This window comes from Aeromonas sp. S19(2024) (assembly GCF_041402625.1).
Classification (GTDB): Bacteria; Pseudomonadota; Gammaproteobacteria; order Enterobacterales; family Aeromonadaceae; genus Aeromonas; species Aeromonas caviae.
This window is the reverse complement of record NZ_JBGLQU010000001.1, coordinates 133,983-160,500: the sequence shown is the minus strand read 5'-3', so window position 1 is coordinate 160,500 and position 26,518 is coordinate 133,983. Positions and strand designations below refer to the sequence as shown.

The window sequence follows — 26,518 nt, the reverse complement described above, 5'->3', positions numbered from 1 at the left end:
GTAACAGTCGGAGGGTGCCTGCTCCCTCCTTTTTCATGCAGCAAGGAGAGACCCCATGTTGACCCTGATCGAGGGTGCGCAGATCCATAGTCCGGCCCCGCTCGGCCAGCAGGATCTGCTGGTGGCGGATGGCCGCATCGCCTGGATGGGCAAGGGGCTGACGGTTCCGGTCGACTGGCCACTGACGCGGGTGGACGCTGGCGGCCGCTATCTGGTGCCCGGACTGGTGGACCCGCTCGCCCATATCACGGGAGGCGGCGGCGAGGGAGGCTTCGGCTTTCGCACGCCGGAGCTCTCGGCAAGGGAAGCTCTGGCGGCGGGGGTCACCACGCTCGTGGCGGCCCTCGGCACCGACAGCCTGACCCGCAGCCCGGCCCAGGTGCTGGGGAAGGTGCGCGAGTTTCGCGAAGCCGGGGTGAGCGCCTTCATGTACACCGGCTCCTACCACCTGCCGGTCAAGACCCTCACCGGCACGGTGGAGTCGGACATCATGCTGATCTCCGAAGTGCTGGGGGTGGGGGAGGTGGCCATCAGCGATCACAGATCCAGCGCTCCCACCCACGACGAGCTGGCGCGGCTGGCGAGCGAGGCACGGGTGGCCGGGCTGTTGTCGGGCAAAAGTGGCGTCAGCTTCTTTCACCTGGGAGATGGCCGCGGGGCGCTGGCGCCCCTGCGGGCGTTGCGGGATGACACCGACATCCCGCTTCGCCAGCTCTACCCCACCCACTGCAACCGCAATCCCTGGCTCTTTGCCGAGGCCATCGAGTGGGGTCGGGCAGGTGGCTGGGTCGACCTCACCACGTCGAGCTTCCCGGATCTGCTGGATGATGGGGAGCGGCTCGCGGCCGACGCCCTGGTGGCGTTGCTGGCGGCAGGCGTGCCCGTGGATCGCATCAGCTTCAGCTCGGACGCCAACGCCAGTCTGCCGCGCTTTGACGGCGAGGGGCGCCTCATCGAGCTGCGCTGCGGCCAGATAGGGAGCCTGTGGCAGGAGGTGGTGGCGGCCTGCGGCAAGGGGCTGGCACTGGAGACGGCACTGGCGGTAGTGACGGCCAATCCGGCCAGGGCGCTGGGGCTTGCGAGCAAGGGTACCCTGGGGGTGGGGCAGGATGCGGATCTGCTGCTGATCGATCCTGATACGTTCGCCATCGAGCGGGTGATGAGTGGGGGTCGGTGGCGCACCTGAATAACGGCGCCTGTCATCCAGCCCGCTCAGTTCATCAACAAAAAGCCCGGCAGCAGTGCCGGGCTTTTTCGTGCCATGGGCTCAGATAGCCAGGAACCCCAGGATCAGAATGGGGCCGAGCAGACTCAGGATAAAGCCGGAGACGATGGCCACCGGCACCACCTGGATGCCGCCGGATTTCTGGATGACAGGCAGGGTGAAGTCCAGCGCCGTGGCGCCGCCGTAGCCGATGGCGGCGCTGGGGTGGCAGCGCATCAGCACCGGGATGATGAGGATGGCGATAAGCTCGCGCCCCAGATCGTTGATGAAGGCGGCGGAGCCCAGCACCGGGCCCAGCTTGTCCGCTACCAGAATGCCGGAGAGCGAATACCAGCCAAAACTGGAGCTCATCGCGAGGCCATGGGCAAAGGGCATGCCGAGCAGCTGGGCGGCCAGCAGGCTGCCGAGCCAGCTGCTGAGGATGACGGTGAGCGCGATCTTCATGCCCCAGGGGTTGAGCAGGATCTGGCGCAGGCGCATGCCGGAGTTGCGCATCTGGATGCCGATGAGCAAGAGCAGCAGCATCAGGGCCCACTCGCTCAACTTGTCGATGGGCAGGGCGCGCAGGTCCACCACCAGCCCCAGCAAGACGCCCCCCAGCACCACGAAACAGAGCTGGAGGGATTCCCACAACAGGTGCAGCTTGCTCGGCATCTTGCCGTCGCTGGCCTCGTGGGTGGGGGGGCTGCGTTTGTCCAGCCACCACAGGGCCAGCAGGTTGCAGAGGGTAATGGCGGCGAGCATCACCCCTGCCACCTTGAAGATCACTGCCAGGTTGCTGCCCAGGTTCTCCACATAGGCCAGTCCCAGCCCCATCAGGAACAGGATGAGGTAGACCATCTTGCCCAGGGACTGGTTGACCAGCTTGATCAGACGGGCGGAAGAGAGGGGAACCAGATAGCCGATCACGAGCGGCAGCAGGATCAGCAACACATTGAGCAACATCGGGGCCTCGATCACAAAACGTGGAAAAACGGCACCTTATCACGACTTGTTGCACCTGTGTCACGGATCTGTGCATCAGCATGGCCCATACGGGACTTTTTTATCATATTGTTGTGTTTTTTGATGACAGTCGGCTCTGTACGCAAATGGGGAAAGAGGGCCACATCACCTGAAAAATCAATTTCATCCCCATGAAATGACGAGAGAAGGGGAATCTGCCCGGGTGAATAAAGTCCTTTTGGGTGACATCTGGCGGATATGGTGAAATATGCTTGCTACCAGTGCGCTGCGGGTATAAAAGAGCGGTAGGGAAGGTGCAACAAAAAATGGATTTTATGCAGACAAAGTGCTGAAAAATACTCAATAGGCCAATAAAAATACAGATAAAACACCAAATACCTCGGTTCTGTATTGTTTTTTCACTACCTCAATGATATTTTCGCTGAAGGTTGCCATCGGTTAACGTTTTGTTAAATGGACGATGGTGGAGTCACGCCGAAGCGGCGTCTAGGGACAGACAAGGTTGTAATGGATGAGCGACGTTGCCGCACTGGAAGTTCGTGATCTGCACAAGTATTTTGGCACCCACGAAGTGCTCAAGGGCATCGATATGACGGCCCACAAGGGGGATGTGATCTCCCTCATCGGCTCCTCGGGTTCGGGGAAGTCGACCTTTCTACGCTGTATCAATCTGCTTGAAACCCCCTCATCGGGCAGCGTCTCCCTCCATGGGGAGCTGATCCGGATGAAAACCAGCCGTTCCGGCGAACGCCTGCCGGAAGACATGCGCCAGGTGGAGCGTATCCGCAGCCGACTGGCCATGGTGTTTCAAAGCTTCAATCTCTGGTCCCACATGACCATCATGCAGAACATCATCGAAGTGCCCATCCAGGTACTCAAGGTGCCCCGTGCCGAGGCCATCGCCAAGGCGGAGCACCTGCTCAACCGGGTGGGGCTGTGGGAGCGTCGCGACTATTATCCCGGTCACCTCTCCGGCGGTCAGCAGCAGCGGGCCGCCATCGCCCGGGCGCTGGCGGTGGAACCCGAGGTGATGCTGTTTGACGAGCCTACTTCGGCCCTCGACCCTGAACTGGTGGGGGAGGTCCTTGGCCTGATGCGCGAGCTGGCGGAAGAGGGGCGTACCATGATGGTGGTGACCCACGAGATGTCCTTCGCCCGCGACGTGTCGAACAAGGTGATGTTCCTGCACCAGGGGCGCGTGGAGGAGGAGGGCAATCCCAAGGAGATCTTCGCCCATCCCAAGTCGGAGCGATTCAAGCAATTCATCTCGTCCATCTATTGATGGACGGGATTCAATTTCAACCATCCGTACTTTCAACGATCGACGTGTTTATCAAGGAGAGATACATGAACAAGCTGATGCTGGCGACTGCCGTGATGACGGCCCTGTGTTCCGGTAGCCTGATGGCCAAGGAGTGGAAAGAGGTCCGGATCGGGGTGGAAGGGGCCTATCCCCCCTTCTCCTGGACCGAGCCGAGCGGCGAGGTGAAAGGCTTCGACATCGACATCGCCAACGCCCTGTGCGAAGAGATGAAGGTGAAGTGCACCCTGATCAAGCAGGACTGGGACGGCATCATTCCGGCGCTGCTGTCGCGCAAGTATGACGCCATCATCGCCACCATGGACATCACCGAAGAGCGCAAGAAGAAGGTGGACTTCACCCAGAAGTACCAGCACATCCCGGCGCGCTTCGCCGCCAAGAAAGGGACCGAGATCCAGCTCGACAAGGCCTTCATGGACGGCAAGACCATCGCCGTGCAGCGTGCCACCTCCATGGACACCTACATCACCGACAACTTCCCCAACGCCACCATCAAGCGCTACGGCACTGCGGATGAAGCCTACCTCGATCTGAAATCCGGCCGTGTCGACTACGTGATGGCCGACTCCGCCGCCATCAGCGACGGCCTGCTGAAGAAGGAAGGGGGCGATGCCTTCGAGTTCATCGGCCCGAAACTGACCGATCCCAAGTGGTTTGGCGAGGGTGCCGGCATCGCGGTGCGCAAGGCCGACAAGGATCTGAAAGAGAAATTCAATGCCGCCATCCTGGCCCTGCGTGCCAATGGCAAGTACAAGGAAATCAACGACAAGTACTTCGACTTCGACGTGTACGGCGAGTAAGCCGACGTCAGGCGAACAACGACAGGTTGATCCCGTCAGTAGTCATCGGGCCCGTTGCCTTCCGCTGGGAGTGACGGGCCCGATTGCGATGGAGCTGCATTGCATATGTTTGATTTGAAAGGATACGAAACCTCTCTGCTGGAGGGGGCCTGGATCACCCTGGAGGTGGCGCTTGCCTCCCTGCTGCTGGCCCTGGTGCTCGGCATGCTGGGGGCCCTGGCCAAGCTCTCTCCCTACAAGTGGGCACGCGGCATCGCGGCGGCCTACACCACCGTCATTCGCGGCATCCCGGATCTGGTGCTGATGATGCTGCTCTTCTTCGGCGGCCAGGTGCTCATCAACGGGATCTGTACCTGGGTCAACGAGGCCTACAACAACCACCTGCTGGCGAGCAACCCGAACCAGGAGTGGGTCTCCCTGCTGCCCGATTACATCGACATCAGCCCGTTTGCGGCCGGGGTCGCCACCATCGGCTTCATCTTCGGCGCCTACATGACCGAGACCTTCCGCGGCGCCATCCTGGCGGTGGACAAGGGGGAGCTCGAGGCGGCCCGTGCCTTCGGCATGCGGGCAAGCCAGGTCTTTGTGCGGATCCTCTTTCCCCAGATGATGCGCCACGCCCTGCCCGGGTTTGGCAACAACTGGCTGGTGCTGCTGAAAACCACGGCCCTGGTCTCCATCATCGGGCTCGATGACATGGTGCGAAAGGCGTCGCTCGCGGCGGGCTCGACCCAGCAGCCTTTCACCTTCTACATGGCGGTGGCGCTGATCTTCCTGGTCTTCACCGCAGTCTCTACCTCGGCGCTCAAGTGGGCCGAGCGTCACTACGCCATCAAGACGAGGTAAGCCATGGATTTCTCGATCATTCTCAAGGAGTGGCCCACCTACTGGGAGGGGCTCTATACCACCATCTGGCTGGTGGCCGCCTCGCTCATGCTGGGGCTCATGCTGGCGGTGCCCATGGGCATACTGCGCAACAGCCGCAACTGGTTGATAAAGGGGCCAATCTGGGCCTATATCTACTTCTTCCGTGGCACCCCGCTTCTGGTGCAGCTCTTCATCATCTACTACGGTGCCGCCCAGTGGGAGTGGCTCAAGAACAGTGCGGCCTGGTCCCTCTTCTCGGAAGCCTGGTTCTGTGCCCTGCTGGCGTTCACTCTCAACACCGGTGCCTACACCGCCGAGATAGTGCGTGGCGCCGTGATGAACATGCCCAAGGGGCAGATAGAAGCGGCAAGCGCCTTCGGCATGACCCGCTGGCAGACCCTCACCCGCATCATCCTGCCCAACTCGTTTCGCCGTGCGCTGCCGGCCTACAGCAACGAGGTGATCTTCATGCTGCAGGGGTCGGCGGTGGCGGGCATCATCACCATCGTCGATCTGACGGGGGCGGCGCGGATCATCAACTCCCGCTACTACAGCCCGTTCGAGGCGTTCCTGACCGCAGGTCTGCTCTACATGCTGCTCACCTTCGTCATCGTCTGGTTGTTCAAGAAGTGGGAAGCCCGCTGGCATGCCCACCTGCGCCCGCGCAGCGTCTGACTGCCAGCAGAGAAAAAGCCCGCAACTGCGGGCTTCTTTTATGGACCACGGGCAGGCTCAGCGCCCCAGGTACTCCCTGTCGAAGAAGGTGTTGACCCAGTGGGGGCGATAGACGGCGAGCAGGGTCATGGTCATGCCGTTGAGGAGCGCCTCGGGGAAGAGCAGCAGCGGCCAGATGGAGAGGTAGTCGGCGCTGATGGTGTGCCAGGAGTAGGTGCCGCTCACCCCCATCAGCAGGGCGCTGGCGATCACCTTGGCCGAAATGCTCAGCGCCCCCCCGAGAAATGCCGCCACGAACAGATAGACGAAGAGGTGGCGAGGCAGCCAGGCCCAGCTCCCCAGAAACAGTAGCCAGCTGGTTGCCACCGGCAGGGCGACGCCGATGAGGGCCTGCCAGCCGATGTCGGCCAGGGGGATGACCCCGAAGTAAGCGAGGAGCAGCAGGGTGAGGCAGGGGGCGAGCAGGGCGAGGCGCCAGCCCAGCAGCAGGGTCAGGCTGGTGAGGCCGAGAAAGTGGATCTCGAGCCCCTCGTGCAACCCGGCCCGCAAGGTCCACAGCGGTACCAGCACGATGGCGCCGCCGAGGCAAAGATGCTGATAGAGCGGGTGGGCGCCAAGAGTGCGCAGCAGGGAGGCGTTCAGACTGAAGGCGAGCAGCACCAGCCAGAGCAGGAGGGCGGCAACTTGTCCTTCACTCATGAGCGGTTCCCCCGGATGCGGCTGTCGGTGATGGCGCCGTGGCGAACGCCGGCGCAATGAAAAGAGGCCGCCCTCTGCCGGGCGGCCTCCTGTCTCAATACTTCACGTTGGGGTGATACTTGCCAAGGATGCCCTGGACCCTGTCCATGGTCTCCTTGCTGGGGGGCTTGATGCCGACCAGATCATAGGTATCTCCCAGCACGTCCCACTTGTGCTTGCCAAGTTCGTGGTAGGGCAGCAGCTCCACCTTCTCGACGCACTCCCCCAGCTTGGCGATGAACTGGCCGAGTCCTTCTGCGCTTTCGTCATCGTCGGACCAGGTGGGTACCACCACGTAGCGGATCCACATGGTCTGACCGCGGGAGGCCAGGTAGCGGGCGAACTCCAGGGTGTACTTGTTGCTGACGTGGGTGAGGGGAATGTGCTTCTCGTCGTTGATCTGCTTGATGTCGAGCAGCACCAGATCGGTGTTGTCCAGCACCCGGTCGAGCAACTCGTCGTAGTGACGCACGAAACCGTTGGTATCCAGGCAGGTGTGGATCCCCTGGGCCTTGCAGGCGGTGAACAGTTCGGCGATGAACTCCTGCTGCAGCATGGCCTCGCCGCCGGAGGCGGTCACGCCACCGCCGGAGGCATTCATGAAGTGGCGATAGCTGGTGAGATCCTTCATCAGCTCGGGCACGGTGACCTCGCGGCCGCCCTGGGTGTCCCAGGTGTCCCGATTGTGACAATACTTGCAGCGCATCAGGCAGCCCTGCATGAACACGATGAAGCGGATGCCGGGGCCGTCGACGGTCCCGCAGGTCTCGACGGAATGGATCCGGCCAATGATGTCGGTAGTGCCGGTGTCGCTGGCTTCAACGGTCGGGATCCGCTGCGTGCCGGGGGTGGCAGGTCCCTTGGATTCAACGGCGGGGATCCGGTTAATGACTGACATAGACGACTCCAATGGTGCGGACAAGGTTCGAGCGGTCGTTATTTTATGACAGAAAGCCCTATAAATCCTACCAGTTTAGCCCGCAGGGGTGGCACCCAGCAGGCTCTCCAGTGCCTTGACGGGGAGCGGCCGGCTGGTGAGGAAGCCTTGATAATGCTGGCATCCCAGGGCCTTGAGCACGGCGAGCTGCTCCTCTTCCTCCACCCCTTCGGCGGTGACGGTGAAACGAAACACCCGGGCGAGATCCAGGATGGCCTTGACGATGGCCTTGTCCTGTTCGCTGTGGACCAGGGTCTGGATGAAGCTTCTGTCGAGCTTCACTTCGTCGGCGGGCAGATCCCGTAGATAGGCCAGGGACGAGTAGCCCGTGCCGAAGTCGTCGATGGAGATGAGCAGGCCGAGGGCCTTGAGCTGGCGGATCCTGGCGATACTCTCCAGCCGGTTTTCCAGCACCACGGACTCGGTGATCTCCAGCAACAGGCGCGACGGGGGCACCCCGGTGTCCCGCAGAATGTACTCCACCTGCTGCACGAAACCGGCGGTGTGGAACTGGCGGGCGCTGACGTTGACCGACAGATGGGGGATGGCGAGACCGTTGTTGAGCCAGAAGCTGTACTGGGCGCAGGCGGTCTTCATCACCCAGTAACCTATCTCCTGGATCAGGGTGGTCTCCTCGGCGATGGGGATGAACTCCCCGGGTGGCACCATGGTGCCGTCGGCCTTCTGCCAGCGCAGCAGCGCCTCTATGCCCGAGAGCGTGCCGTTGTCGACCCGGTATTGGGGCTGGTAGTGCAGCACCAGCTCGTTGTTGCGCAGGGCATCGCGCAGCTGGTTGTTGAGAGAAAGCTTGCTCTTCTCTTTTTCCGCCATGGCTTCACTGAAGAAGATATGGTTGCCCTGGCCCGCGCGCTTGGCCATGTGGACGGCGGTATCGGCCTGCTGCATCAGGACAAGGTGATCCTTGTCGTCATCGCTGAACAGGCTGATCCCCACGGAGGCGCTGCAGTGCAGCTTGTGATCGCCGATGTCGAAGGGGGCACGGAAGATCCCCATCAGCTCCCGGGCAAAGTGCTCCGCCAGGATCTTGGCGGTGATATAGCCCTGGCCCAGCGCCGTGAAGAGCAGGGCAAATTCGTCACCCGAGGTGCGGGCGAGCACCAGGTTCTCCTGGGGCAGGGACTTGAGTCGCACCACCACGGCCTGGAGCAGCAGATCGCCGCAGGCGTGACCGAGGGAGTCGTTGATGGATTTGAAGTTGTCCAGATCCAGCAGCAGCAGGGCCCCCCACTGACCACTCGGGGCCTGCAGGGTGCGCTGCATGATGTCGGTCAGGCTGCGCCTGTTGTAGAGATCGCACAGGTCGTCGTAGTAGGCGAGGCGCTCAATGTGGCGGGCGGTCTCTTTCTCCTGGGTGATGTCGTGGAAGCTGCAGACGAAGTGGCTGATCTCCTCCTCCTCGTCCTTGACCCCGCTCACCATGAGCCGCACCGGGAAGAGGTGTCCTTCCCTGTGCAGGCATTGTTCCTCCCCGAGCCAGTATCCCTGCCGGTTGACCGCCGCGATCACCTCCTCCTTGAGGGTGTCGCCATAGTAGGTGGGCCTCAGGGCGTCGATGTGCAGGCCCAGCATCTCCTCGCTGGCAAAGCCGGTGATGCGGCTGAAGGAGGCATTGACCTTGAGGATGATGCCCCCGTGATCCATCACCAGCAGGCCGTCGTGGGTGTTGAAGGCCACTTCGGCCAGGCGCAGGGCATCGTCATTGGCCAGGCGCTGCAACTCGCTGGCGGCCCGCTCGCGCTGTTCGTAGAGGACGTCCAGCAGTGGAGCGGGATCGGCCAGAGGGGTGGCGAGCAGCAGGGTGAGCTGCCCCAGGGGGAGACCGTTTGGCCCCGGGAAGGGGATGCCGACATAGGCCTTGGCGTCGAGGGCCAGCAGCTGGCTGGACTGGGGATAGCGCAGGGCCAGATCTTCCACGTAGAGACTCTGCCCGTGCTGGAAGATCTCCCGGCCCGGGCCGATGTCCATGGGCATGGGTTTGACGACGGCGAAAGCATCCCCCTCCACCACGCAGCGGGGAATGAGCCAGAGATCCTGGCCGCGAGGCTGAAACTCGCCGATCCAGCCCCTGTGGGCACCACTCAGGCCCATGGCCCAGCGCAGCAGGGCGCGGCAGTAATCGTTGCCGGTCAGGTTGGCCAGCCCCGGGGGAGGCGCGAGGTCCGGGGTGTCGGTCGCCACGGGGTCCGGCTGCCAGTGGCCGAGCAAACGGGCGCAATGACGCACCAGTTGCAGGGTGTCATCGCTGATGAGGGTGCTCTCGGCATACTCCAGGCTGAGCACGCCGATGAGCTTCTCCTGCTCCAGCAAGGCGCCGTCCAGGCGGGAGCAGACATTGGCATCGGCCAGATAGTAGTGCTGGCTCAACATGGGCTGGTGGGCCGCCTCCGAGAAGCTCAGGGCGCCCCGGGCGCGCAGGGCCCGGATGTAGCGGCTGTCTCCGCGAATGGCACCGAGCGCGTCCACCCCCAGGGTGAACACCGGGGTCAGCTGCTCGCCGCCAAGGGCGCCATGGGCCTGGTAGTGCCAGAGGATCAGGCGATCGGCCCCAAGGCACTCCTTGAGGCTCTCCAGCATGGCGTCATACTGCTGCTGGCTGGCCATCTGGCTCAGGCGCGGCAGTTGCAGGGACAGGCTGGCGGCGCTCTCCTGGGACTGAGTCTGCAGGCAGATGAGCCAGAAGGCGTCCTGCTCGTGGGAGAGGGAAATGTGCCAGAGGAGGGCGTCAAAGCGCAGCACCAGCTTGCCCCCCTTGCCGCTGGCCAGCCGCTGCTCGATGGGTTGGCGCAGGGCGTCCGGCAATTGGGCCGGCCAGGCACTGCGGGGCTCGTCGAGCCAGTAGAGCGGCGTCTGCATCACATCGGTCAGGGCGACCAGCCGTTGACTACGGGTATCCAGGCGGAAAAACAGGGGCGCCTGGCTGGCGGTCGGAAGATGGCTGAGCGCGGTAGACGACATGAACTGACACTATCCTGTTGAGCAATTGTCGGAGGGCAAGAATACTGCAAATCCGTGGCAAACAAAATTTCATTGAATTCTAAATTAGATAAGTCTAATTTATTGGTCATTTCCTGTTGAGTGGAGTCTTGCAGATGAAACGGATCCTGATTGTGGGTGGTGTGGCCGGGGGGGCGTCCGCCGCCGCCCGTGCCCGCCGTTTGAGCGAAGAGGCGGAGATCGTGATGTTCGAGCGGGGCGAGTTCGTGAGCTTCGCCAACTGCGGTCTGCCTTATCACATCGGGGGGGATATCCCGGATCGGGATGCCCTGCTGCTGCAAACGCCGCAAAGCTTCAAGCGCCGCTTCAACGTGGATGTGCGGGTGTTTCACGACGTCATCGAGATAGACAGGGCCGGCAAGAGCCTGCTGGTGCGCAACCTGCTGACCGGCGAAGAGCGGCGCGAAGCCTACGACGTGCTGCTGCTGAGCCCGGGGGCGGCGCCCATCCGGCCTCCCTTCCCCGGCATCGACAGCCCGGGGGTACACACCCTGCGGAGCATTCCCGACATGGATCGCATCCTGGCGGCGCTGGCGCACGACAAGCCCCGCCACGTCACCGTGGTGGGGGGCGGTTTCATCGGGCTGGAGATGATGGAGGCGCTGCACCAGCGCAAGCTGGATGTCACCCTGCTGGAGCTCTCCGATCAGGTGATGGCGCCGGTGGACAAGGAGATGGCCAACCTGCTCCACGCCCGCATCCGGGAGGAGGGGGTCGATCTTCGCCTGCGTACCGGCCTCGCTGCCATCGAGAGCCTGGAGGTGCCTGCCGAGAAGACCGCCGCCGTGGCGACCGCCCAGCGGGGTGGACTGCGCCTGACCCTCAATGACGGCTCTCATCTCGACACCGGCCTGTTGATCCTCGCCATCGGCGTCAAGCCCGAGACTCTGCTCGCCGCCAAGGCGGGGCTGGTGCTGGGACCGCGGGGCGGCATCAAGGTGGATGCGGGCATGCGCACCTCGGATCCCTGCATCTTCGCGGTGGGGGACGCGGTGGAGGAGACCGACTTCGTCACCGGCGAGTCCGTGCTGATCCCGCTGGCGGGCCCCGCCAACCGGCAGGGGCGCATCGCTGCCGACAACATGCTGGGGCGAAGCGAAACCTACAAGAAGACGCAAGGGACCGCCATCTGCAAGCTGTTCGATCTGGCGGTGGCGAGCACGGGGCTGAACGAGAAGCGGCTGGTGCAGCTGGGGCTGCCGTTCGAGAAGGTCTATGTCCACCCGGGCAGCCACGCCGGCTATTATCCCGGCGCCCACCCGGTCAGCCTCAAGCTGCTGTTTGCCCCCGATGGCAAGATTTACGGCGCCCAGGCCATCGGCAAGGATGGCATCGACAAGCGCATCGACGTGCTGGCGGTGGCCCAGCGCGCCGGCCTCACCGTGTTTGATCTGCAGGATCTGGAGCTCACCTATGCGCCGCCCTTTGGCTCGGCCAAGGATGTGATCAACATGGCCGGGTTCGTGGCGAGCAACCATCTGAAGGGGGACACCCTGCTCTGCCACGCAGCCGAGGTGCAGGCTCGCCACCCCCATCAGCTGGTGGTGGATGTGCGAAATGGCCCCGAACTCGACAAGCTGGGGCGCATTCCGGGGGCGCTGCACATCCCCCTGGACGAGCTGCGTGGCCGTCTTGATGAGTTGCCCAGGGATAAAGAGCTGCTCATCAGCTGCCAGGTGGGTTTGCGCGGTCACGTGGCCTGCCGCCTGCTGAGCCAGCACGGTTTTCGGGTCAAGAACCTCTCCGGCGGTTTCAAGACCTGGCAGACGGTGATCGCCGAGTAGATCCTGTGGCTGAAATGGCCCGATTGATCACTCTGTATGCAAACGGGCCACTCCAGTGAGTGGCCCGTTTTGTTGCCGCACGGGGTTGCCGCAGGTGGCCCCCTCGCTCTCAGGGGGGGCTGTCAGCGAGCTGATTGCGAATGTGGTGCTGCAAGACCGCGAGCATGGAGGCGCCGGAGAGGCCTATCATCAGGGCACCGTTGACTGCCTCCAGGGGGCCGAGCAGCTTCCACTGCGGGCTCATGACGATGTCGCCATAGCCCAGAGTGGCGAAGTTGACCCCGGAGTGATAGACGGCCTCCTGCAGGGTATCGAACTCCCCGAGCCACAGGAAGAGCCCGCCCCAGACGCCGATCTGGGCCAGGTTGCCCAGCATCACCAGAGTGATGATGCCAAACAAAGCCAGCATGCCGGCCAGGGCCCCCTCGCGTCGATTGAATCGCTTGACGTAGAAGCGGATGCACCAGACGGATACCAGGGATTGCAGCAGCATGTTGACCAGGATCACCGGGATGCCGACCAAAAAAATCGTTAACATATCAATCTCCTAGCTTGGCTTCTGCCAGTGGGCGGCCGACTGGCCACCACTGTTCGAGCAGCAAGATACAGAGCCAGCCATAGCCGGCCACCACCAGATAGAGGCCGCAACGCATGGCGGCCGCCAACCACACATCCTTGCCGGTGGCGCTGTCCTCGATGGCCGGGCCAAACAGGATGAGCGCCGTGATCCAGGCGTTGCTCCAGAAGGATGGCGGGAAACGCCCCGCCACCAGCCGCACCAGGCGCCGCGCCAGCCAGAGGGTCATCAGGGCCAGCATCAGCACCAGCATCAGGAGCGAGGGCCAGAGGCTGAGCCCGAGCCAGAGTGCGAACGCCAGCAGGGCGCCCATCAGGGTCGAGAGCACCAGCTCCTGGCCCGCCTGTCTGGCGTTGAGGGAGGTACTCTGCTGGGCCAGGGTCACCGTCTTCATCACCGCCGGAATGTAGAACGCCGGATTGCCCAGCGCCAGCAGCCACATCGGCAGTACCATGGCGACGGCGCGCAGCGCCAGCCGCTCGGGATGTTCGGGGGGCAATGGCACCGGTCTTGCCGCCGCTCCCGCCACCTGCAGGGGAGGGAAGAGTGCGTGGGCCAGGCGGTTGACCAGGGTGCCTATCAGGATCCCCAGTCCCATCATCTGGGCAAGGGCGATGGCAAGGGACTGCTCGATGAGACCGGCCACCGGGATCACCGTAATGGCCATGATGAGCAGCATGGCGGCGGCCCCCTTGCCGGCCATCGCCTGCTGCATCAGCAGGTAGAGCAGCAGGGCGACGAGCAGCACGGCCGCCAGGGCATAGTGGGTCAGCAGGGGCACCAGCAGCACGCCGCCGACCATCACGGCCAGCAGCAGAGCGCCACCCAGCAACCCTTTGCCAAGGCTGAGCGGCTCGCCGGGTCGGCACAGCACCACCCAGGCCATGATGACCCCGAGGTGGGGCATGGGCAGCGCCAGGCCGTAACAGATCCCCGTCGCGAGCCCGATGCCCGTGCCAATGCGCAGTACAGCCTTGTCGGCGTTATGCATCTGGTACCTCAATAGAGGAAGGAGAAGAGGCTCATCAGGCGGATATAGAGTGCCCCCAGGAGGTGCATCACCCCGCTCTCGCCGGTGTAGACCAGCACGTCGGCCTGGCCACCGATCCGCAGCGCCTCGACCGGGGGGAAGTCGTCGCTCTGGAAGGCGACCTTGACCGGGAAACGCTGGGCCTGGCGCAGCCAGTCGCGGTTGTTGTCCACCGTGGGCAGGGTACCGGCGGGCTGGTTCTTGCCATCGCCCACCCCGTAGCCGACGCTGCGGATCTCCCCCTCGAATAGCTGTCCAGGCAGGCTGTCGAGCAGGATGGCGACCTTGTCCCCTGGTCGAATGTTGCCGAGGTTGTTCTCCGTCAGATCCGCCGATACCCAGACGTCGTGGATGGCGATCAGGGTCATGGCCGGGGCGCCGGCCCCGATAAACTGGCCCGCATCCGTGCTGAGGTCGGTGATGAGCCCCCGGCCCGGCGCCACCACCCGGGTGTTCTGGCGATCCAGCTCGGCCTTGTGCACCGCCGAGCGGGCACTGAGCAGCTGGGAGTTGTCATCGCCGCTCGCCCCGGCGGCCTCGATGGCGCGGCGAACGTCGGCTTCGGCCGCCGCCACCTGGCTCTTGGCGGTCTCGCGGCTGGCCTGGGCCACCTCCAGGCGACGCACCGAAATGGCCCCCGGATCTTCCCGATAGAGCCGCTCCTGGCGCTCGGCATCCTTGGCCGCGTTGTCGTAGGCAGCGCGCATGGCCATCAGGGAAGCCTCGGCCGCCTTGACCCCTTCGGTATTCGCCTTGACGCCGCTCAGCACCGTCTGGTAGTCGGATCTGGCCTTGGCCAGGGCGATGTCATAAGGCTCGGGATCGATCTCGAACAGGGGGGCGCCAGCTTCCACGTCCTGATTGTCGTGGACATAGACCCGCTTGATCTGGCCTGCCACCTCGGCGGCGACGGGAACCACGAAGGCCTGCACCCGGGCCTGGGAGCTGTAGGGGGTCAACCTGTCCGCCAGCAGATACCAGGTGAGCAGGAGGAGGATCGCGGCCAGCAGCCCGAGGGTGGCGCGGCGGCTGGCCTGACCGGGAGAGGCTGTGTCAGTCATGGGCGTTTGCCTTCTGTGTCATGGGGGAGTGGGCTGCGTCGAGCAGGGGGGCCCAGTCGGCGCGCGTGCGCAGTTGAGCCTCCACCTTGGGGGTCACCAGGGGACGTTCGCGCCCCTGTTCCCAACCGCCACCCAGTGCCTTGTAGAGGGTGATGAGGTCGCGCATCCGGGCACCGCGGCTGTTGACCAGGCGCTCCTGCTGGTTGAACAGGGCACGCTGGGAGTCGAGCACCCGCTGGAAGTCCGCCATCCCCTCGCGGTACTGGGTGTTGGCGATTTCGAGGGAGCGGCGGGCGGCTTCGCCGGTCTGGGTCAGCAGGGCGATCTCCTCCTGGCCGTTGGCATAGGCCACGGCCGCGTCATCCACCTCGCGGGCCGCCTTGAACACGCTGTCGCGATAGCGTTCGTGAAGCTGCTGGAAGCGGGCGTCCTGCACCAGGATCTGGTTGCCGAGCCGTCCCTGATCCAGCAGGTTCCAGCTCAGCGACGGCCCGACGCCCCAGGAGAAGGTGCCACTTTCCCCGCCGCTGGCATTGACTCCCAGGGTGCCGAGCAGGGTGATGGAGGGGTAGAGCTCGCTCTCGGCCACACCGATGAGGGCCGACTGGGCGGCCAGCTGACGCTCGGCCACCCGCACGTCAGGACGGCGGCGCAGCAGATCCGCGGGCATCTCGGTGACCAGGGCCAGCTCGCCCTGGGGGATCTTGCCGGTGTTGGTGGTCATCTCGGGCAGGGGCCCCGGGGCGCGGGCGAGCAGGGTGGAGAGGGCGTTCTGGCTTTGGCGCAGGCTGGTCTCGAGCTGGGGAATGCCGGACAGGGTGCCCAGGTACTGGGTCCTGGCTTGCTGCACGTCCAGCTCGGCGCTGTTGCCGCTCTTGAACAGTCGCTCGGTGATCTCCAGGCTGCGCCGCTGGATGCGGGCATTCTCCCGGGCGATCTGGAGCCTGGCCTCCAGGGTACGGATGCTCACATAGAGCTGGGCCACCTGGGCGGCCATCAACACCTGGATGTCGTCATACTGGGCCAGGCTCGCGAAATAGCTGGCATCCGCCGCCTCGACTCCGCGCTGGAACTTGCCCCAGAAGTCGAGTTCCCAGCCGAGGTTGAAGCCGGCGCCGTAGCTGCTGCCGGCGCTGCTGTGGCCGCCCCGGGTCTGACCTGCCTGGAGAAATTCTGCCGTTCCCACCGTCGCCTGGGGGCCGAGCAGGCTCTCGGCGATGCCAAGCTGGGCCTGGGCCTCGAGGATCCGCAGGCCGGCGATCCGCACGTCCGGATTCTTGAGGAAGGCCTCCTCCACCAGGGCGCTCAGCACGGGATCGTGCAAGTTGTCCCACCATCGTCGGTAGTCGGTCACCGTCACCGCCTGCTGACCCTCGCTGGCGCTGTGCCAGTTGGCCATCTCCTCGACACCGGGGGCCTGATAATCGGGCCCGAGCAGAGTACAGGCACCGAGCAGCAGGCAGGTGCCCCCTGCAAACAGGGGGCGAAGGAGAGAAAGTGCGTCGGCCATGGGGTTATTTTTCCGCGTTGGCCAGACCGTCGTTGACCCAGGCCATGAAGATGCGATAGCCGATGGAGAGCAGGGTGGCACCGATGAACATGCCGAGGATGCCATTGGTGGCCATGCCGCCGAGGGCCCCCAGCAGCACTACCGGCATGGGCGCATCGACGCCACGCCCCAGCAGCAGCGGCTTGAGCACGTTGTCGGCCATGCCGGCCACGACCAGCAGCACTGAGTAGATGACGTTGAGCAGGGTGCCGTGATCCCCCGCCATCCACATGAAGGCAATGGCCGGTCCCGTGATCAGGATGACGGGGACCTGAGCGATACCTAGGATCAGCGCCAGGACGAAGAAGATCCCGACCGCCGGGATCCCGGCGAGGGACATGATGACGCCAGCCAGCAGGGCCTGGATGAAGGCGACCCCGATGACCCCCATGGCCACGGCCCGGATGGTGCTGGTGCACAGCTTGGTCAGGGCGAGGCCCTTGCGCTCATCGGTGATGCGCATGGCGATGCGCTCGGCGCTGATGGCACCCGGTGCCCCCCAGGCCATGATGATGCCAGCCACGATGAAAGAGGCGACGAAGCCCAGCAGGCCGCCCCCCATGCTGGCGAGCATGGTGACAGTCTGCTTGGCCATGTCGCCGAGCTGCGGCTTGTAGCTGATGAGGAGGCTCGGCAGATCCACGGATGCCTTGGTCCATAAGGCGTGCAGCTTGGCACCGATCAGCGGGATGCTGGCGATGTCGGCGGAAGGTGCCGGAATCACCAGAGTGTTGTTGTTCACCTTGTCTATCAGGGCGCTGACGCTGTCACCCAGGGAGCCGAGCATGGCCACGGTGGGGGCCACGATGAGCAGGATGCCCAGCAGGACCAGCAGGGTGGACGACTGGCCCTGTTTTCCCCCGAGTCGGGCGGCAAAGCGCTGATGGAGGGGGTAAAGGGTGACCGCCAGGATCAGGGCCCACAGCATCATGTTCATGAAGGGGGAGAACACGGTGAAGCAGAACGAGCCTAGCGCCAGAATAAGGCCAAATTTGATGAACATGTCCAGGAATCGGGCAACCAATCTTTTTTCGACGAGGGACAGATCGTTATTTTCCATGCTGATATGACTCCAGAGAGGGATGGATGCATGACCCCGCTGACCCTGTGTGAACTCAAGGTCGGCATTCTGGTCGATGGACAATTAATAAGTTTGTTTTCAATGGTTGAGGCATACATCGAGCGCACCTGCACGTTATGTATGGCACAGGTGTTCAAGGCTTAAAAAATATTTATCTGCTTGATATGTCGTTGATTGGAAGGCCTGCGTTGAGCAGGGCCGAGCATAATGAATGGCCCGATCACGCACAAGTGAACAGTGGTGCCCGGTTTAGCCTGGGTTCAGAAAATCACGACAATCCTCTTTCATGGAACAGGAGAACGCATGCAGGGTCTCGAATAAACCTCGCGGTTCACGGGGCGCCGTGCTCCCGTTCGAGGCGATGCGCCCATCTCTGTTGGCCGATGCCGCCCGATATGGCAGTTGGTGTTCCCGGGAGTGACGCTTTATTCTATTGGCTCCTGCGCTGCGGCGATCCAACCCGGGATGAACACCATGCACCTCTCTCTCTCCTGCCCCGTGACTCGTCTTCCCCGTGTGGCCTGGCTGGCGGCGCTGCTGCTGGCTGGTTGCGGCCCCGACAAGCCTGCCAGCCAGGTGCCGACGATAGAACCGATGGCCCGGCAGGAGGCGGGAGCGCCCGCCTCCGTGGTGCAGGCAAATGCACGCCAATACCGCGATGCCCCGGCGCTGGCCCTGGTCTTCTCCGGCCCATTGGCGCCCAAGGCAAACTGGCAGAGCTGGCTTTCTGTGAGTGAAGGGGGCAAGCAGGTGCAGGGGGAGTGGATCCTCGCCGACGATGGCCGCACCCTCTATTTCCCGAACGTGCAACCCGACAAACGCTACGAGGTGAGCCTCAAGGCGGGGCTGGGCCCATCCCCCCAGCGCTGGACCCTCAAGACCCGGCCGCTGGAGGCAGGGGCGTCGTTTACCGCGAGCGGCATGGTGTTGCCGCTGCGCGACGAGCTGCGCCTGCCCATCAGCGCGGTCAATGTGGACGAGGTCAATATCGACTTCTTCCGGGTCGATGCGGAGTATCTGCCCCGTTTCCTGGCCGAGTATCGCCCCGGTGCCGGCATGGGCAACTGGGAGCTTGAGCAGATCACCAAGCGGGCCAAGCGGGTGTTCAGCGGCCGCTATGCGCTGGAGCTCGATGCCAACCGGCGCGAGACCCGCCTCATCAATGTGAAGGAGCCTCAGCTGGCGGAGGCTGGCGTCTACTTTGCGGTGATGTCGCCCCTTGGCAACTACGACTGGCGCAAGGAGACCACCTACTTTGCGGTGAGCGACATGGGGCTCAGTGCCCGCCGTTACCGCGATGAGCTGGAGGTGTTCGTCAGCTCCCTGGCCAGCGCCGACCCCCTCAAGGATGTGCAGCTCTCCCTGCTCGACCAGAAGGGCAACCGGCTGCAGGTGCAAACCACCGACCCCCAGGGTCATCGCCGCTTCGATCAGGTGCAGGGGGCTCGCCTGCTGCTGGCCGAGCAGGGCAAGCATCTGGCGGTGCTGCGCCTCGATGGGGCGGCCCTCGATCTCTCCACCTTCGATCTCGGCACCCAGCCCTGGCAGGCCCAACAGCTCTATCTGTTCAGCGGGCGCGATCTCTATCGCCCCGGCGAGCGGCTCGACAGCGAGATCCTGCTCAAGGGGCAGGATGGCCAGCTGCTGCCGGGCATGGCGGTGGAGCTGGAGGTGAAACAGCCGGACGGCCAGCTGCTCGAACAAAAGCGCCTGCTGCCGGACAATTTGGGCGCGGCCCACTACGGTCTGCGTTTGCCGGATGATGCGCCGCTCGGGCGCTGGACCATCAACCTCAAGACCGCTGCTGGTAGTCGCTTCGAGTGGCCTTTTCTGGTGGAGGAGTTCTTGCCGGAGCGGCTGAAACTGCAGCTTGGCAAGGGGCCGGATGGCGAAGTCACTGATTTGGACGCGGCCCTCACTCTGCCACTGCAGGGGGACTATCTCTACGGCGCGCCGGCCAGTGCCACCAAGGCCAAGGCGGAGGTGAAGTTAAGCCGCGCCACCATGCCCTTTACCCAGTGGCAGGAGTTCACTCTGGGTGACGTGCTGCTTGCCGAGCAGGCCAAGGATCTCGAGCCTCTCAATCTCACCCTAAATGCGCAGGGGCAGGGGACTTTTTCGTTAGCTGATGAGCTCGACGGGGTGCGTGCCCTCGGGCCGCTGGAGGTGGCTTATCGGGTGTCGCTCTCCGAGCCCGGTGGCCGCGCCGTCAATCGCAGCCGCACCCAGTATGGCTGGCCCGCGGGCAGCCAGTGGCCGGCGCTCAAGGCCGACTTTGTGGAGGAGCGGGTGGAAGGGGGCAAGCCGCTCCCCTTCCAGATCCTCAACCTCGATGAGCAAGGCCAGCCGGTGGCGGGGGCGGTGAAGGTGCGCCTCATCAACGAGTACCGCGACTACTACTGGCACTACGCCGATGGGGAGGGGTGGAAGTACGAGTTCAACAGCCAGCCCTATCTGGAGCAGGAGCAGACCCTGCAGCTGGATGGCAAGGGGCCGACCCCGCTCACGCTGCAACTGGCGGCGGGCTGGTATCGATTGGAGGTGGAGAACAGTCAGGGACGTCAATCGAGCCTGCGGGTGGAGATAGGCAGTTACGCCTGGGGTGGCGGTGGGGAGCAGGCGCGGCCCGACAAGATTGCCATTACCCTCGACAAGCGCGCCTATCAGGCGGGTGACAAGGCCAAAGTGACCCTGGTGGCCCCGCGCCCCGGCAAGGGGTTGCTGATGGTGGAAGATGGCGACGGCCTGCGCTGGTGGCAGCGTATCGAGCTCAAGGGCGCCGGCGGCGATGTCAAGGATGCCCGAGGCGAGTTCGAGATCCCGGTCAGCCCCGAGTGGCTGCGTCATGATCTGCATATCTCGGCCCAGATCGCCGCGCCAGACAGTGACTCAAAGCCGGTGAGCCAAAAGAGTGTGCAGAGCCTGCGCTCGGTCGGTCTGGTGCCGCTCACCCTGGATCGGGAAGCGCGCCGTCTTCCGCTTACCCTGAGCGCGCCGGACAAAGCGGTGCCGCTTACCCGGCTGGAAGTGACCGCGACCTCTACCCCCAACAGTCAGGGGCGGGTGGTGCTGGCGGCGGTGGATCGGGGCGTGCTCAATATCAGCGACTACCAGCCCCTCGACCCGTTCGAGATCTTCTTTGGTCGCAAGCGCTTCGCCCAGGATTTGTTCGACAACTACGGCCAGGTGATCCCGCCACAGGATGGCAAGCTGGCCCGCCTCAACTACGGGGGGGACCGGGCGCCGCTGAAAAAGGGCGGCGCGCTGGAGAGCCGGGTCGAGATAGCCGCACTGTGGAGCGGCGAGGTGAGTTTTGACGAGCAGGGCAAGGCGGTGATCCCGCTCGATCTGCCCAACTTCAACGGCGAACTGGCGCTGATGGCGCTGGCCTGGAACGAACAGCAAGTCGGGGAGGCCGAGCGCGCCGTCAAGGTAGTGGCACCGCTGGTGGCCGAAATTGGCTGGCCGCGCTTTGGCGCCAGAGGGGATGAGACCCGGGCGCTGGTGCAGCTGCGCAATATGAGCGGCGAGGATCAGACCCTCTCCCTTGTCTGGACCCTCAACGGCGGACTCAAGGCAAACGGTGAGCTGCCCGGCACTCTTTCCCTTAAAAATGGCGAAGAGCAGTGGCTGACCCTGCCGCTCACCGTGACCGGGGCGAGCGGTGTGGCGAGCCTGCAGTTGGCGGCCAGCGGCAAGGATTTTGCCATCAGCCGCGACTGGACTTTGCCGCTGCGTTCCCCCTGGCCGGCCGAGACTCGCCAGCGCTACCAGATGCTGGCCCCCGGCCAGCAGATGAGCTTTGCGCAAAGTGAGCTGGCCGGGCTGGATCGCGCCAATCTGCAGGGGCTGCTCAGCCTCTCCGGTACTCCCCCCTGGGATCCGGCAGCCCAGTGGCAGGCGCTGGCCGACTACCCCTACGCCTGTCTGGAGCAGACCTTGTCCCGAGCCTGGCCTTACTTGCTGACCACGGCCGATGAGCGGGCTTCCTGGAGTAAACTCGCAGAGGGCAAGAAAGCGGCGAGCGAGGCGGATGTGCAGCGCGCCCTGCTGCAACGGCTGCAGCGGTTGCAACTGCCCAGTGGCGGTTTTGGCCTGTGGGATGGTCGCTCCGACGAGGAGCAGTGGCTCACCGCCTATGCCGCCGACTACCTGCTGGCGCGCAAGGAAGCGGGCGACGCCGTGCCGGAGGCGATGCTCAATCAGGCTTTGAACCGGCTGCAAAGCTATCTCACCGACAGTCAGTACGGCGAGCGCTGGAGCAGTGCCCCCGAGCACAGCCGGCTGGCCTATCAGGCCTACAGCGCCTATGTGCTGGCCCGGGTGGGCAAGGCCCCACTCGCTACCCTGCGCCTTGTCTGGGAGCAGCAGGCCGATCACGCCCGCTCCGGTTTGCCGCTCTTGCACCTATCCCTGGCCCTCTCGGCCATGGGGGATGAGCAGAACGCCGCCAAGGCCCTCAGCCGGGCATTGGCGACCGAGCGCGGGGACGACTATCTGGGGGATTACGGCTCGCCGCTGCGCGATCAGGCCCTTGAACTCTCCCTGCTGCGCCAGCACAAGCTGGCCGTGGAGCGCTGGCCGGCCCTCAGTGCCAAGGTGGCAGATACCCTGGCTCATCGTCAGTGGCTCAGCACTCAGGAGCGGCTCGCCCTGCTGCGACTAGCCCGCGTCGATCCGGCCGCCGACTGGCAGGCCAGGGTGACCTCCTCTCTTGGCAGTGGATCCCTGAGCGGTTCGGCTCCGCTGCAGCAGGGCACCCCCGAGGCACTGGCGGCGAGCACCGTCACCAACGAGGGCAAGGGATCCCTCTATGTGCAGCGCACCCTGGTCGGCTACCCCGAACAGGCTCCTACCAGATTGAGTCAGGGGATAAGCGTGACCCGCAGCTGGTTCAACAGCGACGGTCAGCGTTTTGACCCGACCAAGGTGAAGGTCGGCGATCTGGTGGTGGTGCGGCTCAATGTCAGCAGTGAATCGGCGGTGCCCGATGCCCTGCTGGTGGAGATGGTGCCCGCCGGCTTCGAGCTGGAGAATCCGGCCCTTGGCAACAGCATCAAGCTCGAAGAGCTCTCCATCGAGGGGAAACCGGCGTGGCAGAGCGAGTGGAACGATTATCTCAAGCATCAGGAGTTTCGCGATGACCGCTACACGGCGGCGCTGGATCTGAGCGCCGGGAGCAACCAGCAACTGGTCTACCTGATGCGGGCGGTGACGCCGGGTCGCTATCAGGTGCCGCCGACCCAGGTGGAGGATATGTACCGACCCGAGATCCGGGCTGTGGGTGAGGATATCCACGAGGTGATCATCTCTGAGTAACAAACCCTCCCTTGAGCGGGTTCGCCCGCTCACTTTCTGGCAGCGTGGCTGGCTGAAATTGGGTCGCACTGGCCACGCTTGCTGGCGCTGGCTTGGTCGCCTGCCACGCTGGCTGCGTTGCTCGGTGCTGGGCGTTGTCGCACTGCTGCTGTCATTGCTGGCGCTGGATAGACTCTTCCCGCCGCCGCCACTCGACCCTGCCTACGCACGGGTGGTGCTCGACATGAAGGGGCGACCGCTGCGCGCCTTTGCCGATACCAGCGGCGTGTGGTGCTACCCCGTGACCCTGGAGCAGGTCTCCCCTCGCTATATCGAGGCGCTGCTGGGCTACGAGGATCGCTACTTCTGGCGTCATCCCGGGGTCAATCCGGTGGCCATGGTGCGCGGGGTCTGGCAGTGGCTGCGTTACGGGCGGGCTGTGTCGGGGGGCTCGACCCTCACCATGCAGGTGGCACGCCTTATCGAGCCCTACCACAGAAGCGTGCCCGGCAAGCTGCGCCAGATGGCGCGCGCGCTACAGCTGGAGTGGCACTATGACAAGCGCACCTTGCTTACCGTCTACCTCAACCGGGCACCGTTTGGCGGCAATCTGGAGGGGGTGCAGGCCGCAAGTTTTGCCTATCTCGGCAAGAGTGCAGCCAAGCTGACCCATGCCGAGGCTGCGCTCTTGGCGGTGCTGCCGCAGGCTCCCAGCCGGAACCGGCCGGACCGGCATCCCGAGCGGGCCCGCACCGCCCGTGACAAGGTGATGCAGCGGCTGGTGGCGCAGGGCGTCTGGCCAGAGCAGGTTTGGCTGGAGGGGCGTATCGAGCCGGTGCTGGCCCGCGGTCACTTCACGCCGATGGAGGCGCCGCTCTTTGCCCGCCTTGCCGCCGACAATCAGGCAGGGGCCCTGGTGCACACCACCATAGACGGGGATCTGCAGCGCTGGCTGGAGGGGCGGGTGGCGAGCTATATCCGTCGCTTCCCCGAACAGACCTCAGCGGCGTTGCTCCTGGTAGACAACAAAACCATGGCGGTGCGCGCCTATGTGGGCAGCGCCGAGTATGGCAATTTGCGCCGCCACGGTTACCTCGACATGGTGCAGGCGATCCGCTCTCCCGGCTCTACGCTGAAGCCCTTCATCTACGGTCTGGCCATGGACGAAGGGTTGGTGCACTCGGCCTCTCTGCTCTCCGATGCGCCAAGGCTGGGCTCGGAGTATCGCCCCGCCAATTTCTCCGGTGCCTTTCAGGGGCCGGTGACCCTTGCCCAGGCGCTGCAGCAATCCCTCAACGTGCCGGCGGTGCAGGTGCTGGAGGCGTTGGGGCCCGACAAACTGGTCAGCCGTCTCGACAACGCCGGGGTGAGGCTGGCCCTCTCCGACAAGCCCAATCCGGCCATCGCGCTGGGGGCGGCGGGCATTCGGCTTGAGCAGCTGGTGGCGCTCTACAGCTCGCTGACCCGGCAGGGGCAGGTGGCGATGCCGGTCTGGCTGGCGGGGCAGCAGGCGGTGTCGCGCCCCTTGCTGAGCCCGGGGGCCGCCTGGATCATCTGGCAAATCTTGAGTGCCCAGGGACGGGCAGATCAACCTTTTGCCAGTGAGGCGACCGGCCGGGTCAACCGACTGGCCTGGAAGACCGGCACCAGCTATGGCTATCGCGACAGCTGGGCCATGGGGGTCTCCGGTCGCTGGACCATCGGCGTCTGGCTGGGGCGCCCCGATGGCACCCCCATGCCCGGTTTTTACGGCCAGAGTGCGGCAGTGCCACTGCTGCTCTCTGTCTATTCGCGGCTCTCGGACAACAGTCCCCTGCCAGCACAACCCAACACGGTGAGCGAAGCGGAGATCTGCTGGCCCTTGGGGCGCAAGGGGAGCGCGACCCTGCCTGAGGCCTGTTTGCAGCATCAGAGCGCCTGGCTGCTGGAAGGGCGCGATCCTCCCACCTTGCCGGATCCCATGGACTGGCCCTCGCCGCTGCGCCAGGTTGCGCTCACTGTCGACGGCAAGCCGACGCTGACCCGCTGCCCCGATGCGGCACAATCCACTTTTAGAGCGCTCTGGCCGCTGTCGCTGGAGCCGTGGCGCTCACCGGGCGAGCGGCGTCAGGCGCTGCTTGCTAGGGGCTGCGCGGGGGAGGGGCAGAGCGCCGAGCAGCAGGCCCCCATCCGCATCCTGGCACTGGGGGAGGGCAACCTTATCCGCAGTCAGCGCTATCGGTTGCAGCCCAGGGTGCTCGGCGGTGTCGGCAAGCCGGCCTGGTTTCTCAACGGCCAGCGGCTGCGCTGGGACGGGGATCAAGTAGTGAGCAAGGCGGGTCGCTATCAGCTGGTGGTGGTGGATGAGGCGGGAAACAGCGATCGCATCGAGTTTCGGCTGGAAACCCCCTCCTGAGGGCGTGGTGAGCGCCAAAATATTGACGGCATCGGGGATGGTCCCGATGCCGTCAATTGATTGTCGATTCCCCGGCTGAGGCGGGGAGTCAGGGCTTGACCTGCCCCAGCCGGGTGAAGAAATGCCGGCTCTTGCGCTGGTGGAAGTGGCTCTTCTTGATGGGATGAAACACCAGGTTGCTCTGTGGGTGACTCCCCTTGAGGTGGTGGATCATCGCCATGGCCGGTAAGCCAGTACTGACGAGCGTGGTGAGCGGCAGGGTGACGGTCTCGGGTCCCAGCAAGGGTGTGAACCCCTGCTGGGCCTGCTCGAAGCGGGTCAACACGGCGGGTTCGGCGTAGCCGCTGCCCAGCATGGCGAGCAGGGCATCGAGGGACTGATGGAACTCGGCGAGCTGCTGACGAAAGCCGCTTCGCCCCCGCAGGGCAATGAGCTCTGCAAACGGGATGTCGGCCAGGTGAGTGGGCACTTGCAGCGGGATCTCGAGGTGGAAGCAATCCTGACCACCGCGATTGTGGTAGCGGGATTCAAGCAGGTGGAGCAGCCGATCCAGATAGTCGTGATCCGTGATGAGGGCGCCGTCATTGGCGAGTGCCCACTCACGGGCGAGGCGCATGGAAAGCAGGTTGGCAAAGCGGCGCGCCATTCTGATCCCCCCTTCATCCTGCGTCGCAAAGCCGTGGGTCAGACAAAACCCGTGCAGCCGCTCCAGTCCCGCCTGGGCCGGGCAGAAGCAGTCGTGGTTGGGGGCTGAACGCCAGCGGGCGATCAGCTCCCTGTTGCCAAACACCTTGTGGCGGACAAAATCGGGGGCGACCAGGCCGGCAATCTGGCTCTCGACCTGTGGCGTGATATGGGCGAAGAAGGCGGGTTGTGGCGGCTCGGCCAGCAGGTCGGTTTGCTGGCGCAGGGTCTCCAGCAGAGCAGTGAGACCGCTCTTCTCACTGACGGTGAAGACGAAGGCGAGCCGCTCCAGATAGAGCAGGGCAAACTTGAGCCAGAGCTCGTCGCGTACCTCCATGCCGGGGTAGTAGATATGGGTTTTCATGGATGCTGTGTTGCCAAGATGCAGGGGTGGGAATATACGCATGATTGCCCGGATGCGGCAAACTTTGCGTGGGGGAATGTGAGCGGCCGCTCATGCAGTAGGCGCTGGTCACAAAGTTCTGATATAATTCGCGCCCTTAAATCAAGGCCAC

At 64.3% G+C, this 26,518-nt stretch carries 19 protein-coding genes; 9 read left to right on the top strand and 10 right to left on the bottom strand.

Features of this window, described 5'->3' with window-relative positions; genetic code table 11:
* Window positions 1-55 precede the first annotated feature (55 nt).
* Window positions 56-1,186, top strand: coding sequence for a beta-aspartyl-peptidase (iadA, locus tag ACB037_RS00685; RefSeq protein ID WP_371174766.1), 1,131 nt, complete (start codon window positions 56-58; stop codon window positions 1,184-1,186).
* A gap of 81 nt (window positions 1,187-1,267) precedes the next feature.
* Here the strand turns inward: iadA and ACB037_RS00680 are convergent, their stop codons facing one another.
* Window positions 1,268-2,170 carry a lysine exporter LysO family protein gene (locus ACB037_RS00680; RefSeq protein WP_371174765.1) on the bottom strand — a complete coding sequence of 301 codons (903 nt, stop codon included), beginning with the start codon at window positions 2,168-2,170 and terminating at the stop codon, window positions 1,268-1,270.
* Between the two features lie 532 nt (window positions 2,171-2,702).
* Here ACB037_RS00680 and ACB037_RS00675 point away from each other — a divergent pair.
* The 4 genes from ACB037_RS00675 (at window position 2,703) to ACB037_RS00660 (ending at window position 5,854) form a co-directional block, all read left to right on the top strand.
* On the top strand, window positions 2,703-3,473 hold the full coding sequence (locus tag ACB037_RS00675) for an ABC transporter ATP-binding protein (RefSeq protein ID WP_010674267.1): 771 nt from the start codon (window positions 2,703-2,705) through the stop codon (window positions 3,471-3,473).
* 65 nt (window positions 3,474-3,538) lie between these two features.
* Window positions 3,539-4,312 (top strand): ABC transporter substrate-binding protein, encoded by a 774-nt coding sequence (locus ACB037_RS00670; RefSeq protein ID WP_010674268.1) that lies wholly within the window; start codon window positions 3,539-3,541, stop codon window positions 4,310-4,312.
* A gap of 105 nt (window positions 4,313-4,417) precedes the next feature.
* Window positions 4,418-5,158 (top strand): ABC transporter permease, encoded by a 741-nt coding sequence (locus tag ACB037_RS00665; RefSeq protein ID WP_010674269.1) that lies wholly within the window; start codon window positions 4,418-4,420, stop codon window positions 5,156-5,158.
* A 3-nt stretch (window positions 5,159-5,161) separates the two neighbouring features.
* The gene (locus tag ACB037_RS00660) at window positions 5,162-5,854 is read left to right on the top strand and encodes an ABC transporter permease (RefSeq protein ID WP_010674270.1); all 693 of its coding nucleotides are present in this window, start codon (window positions 5,162-5,164) and stop codon (window positions 5,852-5,854) included.
* Window positions 5,855-5,911: 57 nt separating this feature from the next.
* Here ACB037_RS00660 and ACB037_RS00655 read toward each other — a convergent pair whose 3' ends face one another.
* The 3 genes from ACB037_RS00655 to ACB037_RS00645 all read right to left on the bottom strand — a co-directional run bounded on the left by ACB037_RS00655 (window position 5,912) and on the right by ACB037_RS00645 (window position 10,505).
* On the bottom strand, window positions 5,912-6,553 hold the full coding sequence (locus tag ACB037_RS00655; RefSeq protein ID WP_041215455.1) for an energy-coupling factor ABC transporter permease: 642 nt from the start codon (window positions 6,551-6,553) through the stop codon (window positions 5,912-5,914).
* A gap of 94 nt (window positions 6,554-6,647) precedes the next feature.
* On the bottom strand, window positions 6,648-7,490 hold the full coding sequence (gene pflA / locus ACB037_RS00650; protein WP_319891747.1) for a pyruvate formate lyase 1-activating protein: 843 nt from the start codon (window positions 7,488-7,490) through the stop codon (window positions 6,648-6,650).
* Window positions 7,491-7,565: 75 nt separating this feature from the next.
* The gene (locus ACB037_RS00645; RefSeq protein ID WP_319884410.1) at window positions 7,566-10,505 is read right to left on the bottom strand and encodes an EAL domain-containing protein; all 2,940 of its coding nucleotides are present in this window, start codon (window positions 10,503-10,505) and stop codon (window positions 7,566-7,568) included.
* 134 nt (window positions 10,506-10,639) lie between these two features.
* Here ACB037_RS00645 and ACB037_RS00640 point away from each other — a divergent pair, with 134 nt between their 5' ends.
* Window positions 10,640-12,328 carry an FAD-dependent oxidoreductase gene (locus ACB037_RS00640; RefSeq protein ID WP_371174764.1) on the top strand — a complete coding sequence of 563 codons (1,689 nt, stop codon included), beginning with the start codon at window positions 10,640-10,642 and terminating at the stop codon, window positions 12,326-12,328.
* 109 nt (window positions 12,329-12,437) lie between these two features.
* Here the strand turns inward: ACB037_RS00640 and ACB037_RS00635 are convergent, their stop codons facing one another.
* From ACB037_RS00635 to ACB037_RS00615, 5 genes are read right to left on the bottom strand one after another with little or no spacing between them, the layout of a single operon-like run.
* Window positions 12,438-12,866 (bottom strand): ion channel, encoded by a 429-nt coding sequence (locus tag ACB037_RS00635; RefSeq protein WP_029314329.1) that lies wholly within the window; start codon window positions 12,864-12,866, stop codon window positions 12,438-12,440.
* Between the two features lies 1 nt (window position 12,867).
* Window positions 12,868-13,896 carry a DUF2955 domain-containing protein gene (locus ACB037_RS00630; RefSeq protein ID WP_151027600.1) on the bottom strand — a complete coding sequence of 343 codons (1,029 nt, stop codon included), beginning with the start codon at window positions 13,894-13,896 and terminating at the stop codon, window positions 12,868-12,870.
* Between the two features lie 8 nt (window positions 13,897-13,904).
* On the bottom strand, window positions 13,905-14,996 hold the full coding sequence (locus ACB037_RS00625) for an HlyD family secretion protein (protein ID WP_323899845.1): 1,092 nt from the start codon (window positions 14,994-14,996) through the stop codon (window positions 13,905-13,907).
* The gene (locus ACB037_RS00620; RefSeq protein WP_371174763.1) at window positions 14,989-16,506 is read right to left on the bottom strand and encodes an efflux transporter outer membrane subunit; all 1,518 of its coding nucleotides are present in this window, start codon (window positions 16,504-16,506) and stop codon (window positions 14,989-14,991) included. The genes ACB037_RS00625 and ACB037_RS00620 overlap by 8 nt, the downstream gene beginning before the upstream one ends.
* A 4-nt stretch (window positions 16,507-16,510) precedes the next feature.
* The gene (locus ACB037_RS00615) at window positions 16,511-17,548 is read right to left on the bottom strand and encodes an AI-2E family transporter (RefSeq protein WP_239053311.1); all 1,038 of its coding nucleotides are present in this window, start codon (window positions 17,546-17,548) and stop codon (window positions 16,511-16,513) included.
* Between the two features lie 87 nt (window positions 17,549-17,635).
* On the opposite strand from ACB037_RS00615, the gene ACB037_RS00610 reads away from it, so the two are divergent.
* The 3 genes from ACB037_RS00610 (at window position 17,636) to pbpC (ending at window position 25,319) form a co-directional block, all read left to right on the top strand.
* On the top strand, window positions 17,636-17,770 hold the full coding sequence (locus ACB037_RS00610) for a hypothetical protein (RefSeq protein WP_010674281.1): 135 nt from the start codon (window positions 17,636-17,638) through the stop codon (window positions 17,768-17,770).
* Window positions 17,771-18,100: 330 nt separating this feature from the next.
* Entirely contained in the window at window positions 18,101-22,945 is a 4,845-nt protein-coding gene (locus tag ACB037_RS00605) for an alpha-2-macroglobulin (protein ID WP_371174762.1), read from the top strand.
* Window positions 22,946-22,997: 52 nt separating this feature from the next.
* On the top strand, window positions 22,998-25,319 hold the full coding sequence (gene pbpC, locus ACB037_RS00600) for a penicillin-binding protein 1C (RefSeq protein WP_371174931.1): 2,322 nt from the start codon (window positions 22,998-23,000) through the stop codon (window positions 25,317-25,319).
* Window positions 25,320-25,407: 88 nt separating this feature from the next.
* On the opposite strand, the gene ACB037_RS00595 is transcribed toward pbpC, so the two are convergent.
* Window positions 25,408-26,367: a hypothetical protein gene (locus ACB037_RS00595; protein WP_371174761.1), complete on the bottom strand. Its 960-nt coding sequence runs from the start codon at window positions 26,365-26,367 to the stop codon at window positions 25,408-25,410.
* Window positions 26,368-26,518: the final 151 nt, after the last annotated feature.

Coding starts and splice junctions, on each gene's coding strand:
- iadA (WP_371174766.1), top strand. CDS start 56: ATGTTGACCCTGATCGAGGGTGCGCAGATCCATAGTCCGGCCCCGCTC.
- ACB037_RS00680 (WP_371174765.1), bottom strand. CDS start 2,170: ATGTTGCTCAATGTGTTGCTGATCCTGCTGCCGCTCGTGATCGGCTAT.
- ACB037_RS00675 (WP_010674267.1), top strand. CDS start 2,703: ATGAGCGACGTTGCCGCACTGGAAGTTCGTGATCTGCACAAGTATTTT.
- ACB037_RS00670 (WP_010674268.1), top strand. CDS start 3,539: ATGAACAAGCTGATGCTGGCGACTGCCGTGATGACGGCCCTGTGTTCC.
- ACB037_RS00665 (WP_010674269.1), top strand. CDS start 4,418: ATGTTTGATTTGAAAGGATACGAAACCTCTCTGCTGGAGGGGGCCTGG.
- ACB037_RS00660 (WP_010674270.1), top strand. CDS start 5,162: ATGGATTTCTCGATCATTCTCAAGGAGTGGCCCACCTACTGGGAGGGG.
- ACB037_RS00655 (WP_041215455.1), bottom strand. CDS start 6,553: ATGAGTGAAGGACAAGTTGCCGCCCTCCTGCTCTGGCTGGTGCTGCTC.
- pflA (WP_319891747.1), bottom strand. CDS start 7,490: ATGTCAGTCATTAACCGGATCCCCGCCGTTGAATCCAAGGGACCTGCC.
- ACB037_RS00645 (WP_319884410.1), bottom strand. CDS start 10,505: ATGTCGTCTACCGCGCTCAGCCATCTTCCGACCGCCAGCCAGGCGCCC.
- ACB037_RS00640 (WP_371174764.1), top strand. CDS start 10,640: ATGAAACGGATCCTGATTGTGGGTGGTGTGGCCGGGGGGGCGTCCGCC.
- ACB037_RS00635 (WP_029314329.1), bottom strand. CDS start 12,866: ATGTTAACGATTTTTTTGGTCGGCATCCCGGTGATCCTGGTCAACATG.
- ACB037_RS00630 (WP_151027600.1), bottom strand. CDS start 13,896: ATGCATAACGCCGACAAGGCTGTACTGCGCATTGGCACGGGCATCGGG.
- ACB037_RS00625 (WP_323899845.1), bottom strand. CDS start 14,996: ATGACTGACACAGCCTCTCCCGGTCAGGCCAGCCGCCGCGCCACCCTC.
- ACB037_RS00620 (WP_371174763.1), bottom strand. CDS start 16,506: ATGGCCGACGCACTTTCTCTCCTTCGCCCCCTGTTTGCAGGGGGCACC.
- ACB037_RS00615 (WP_239053311.1), bottom strand. CDS start 17,548: ATGTTCATCAAATTTGGCCTTATTCTGGCGCTAGGCTCGTTCTGCTTC.
- ACB037_RS00610 (WP_010674281.1), top strand. CDS start 17,636: ATGACCCCGCTGACCCTGTGTGAACTCAAGGTCGGCATTCTGGTCGAT.
- ACB037_RS00605 (WP_371174762.1), top strand. CDS start 18,101: ATGCACCTCTCTCTCTCCTGCCCCGTGACTCGTCTTCCCCGTGTGGCC.
- ACB037_RS00595 (WP_371174761.1), bottom strand. CDS start 26,367: ATGAAAACCCATATCTACTACCCCGGCATGGAGGTACGCGACGAGCTC.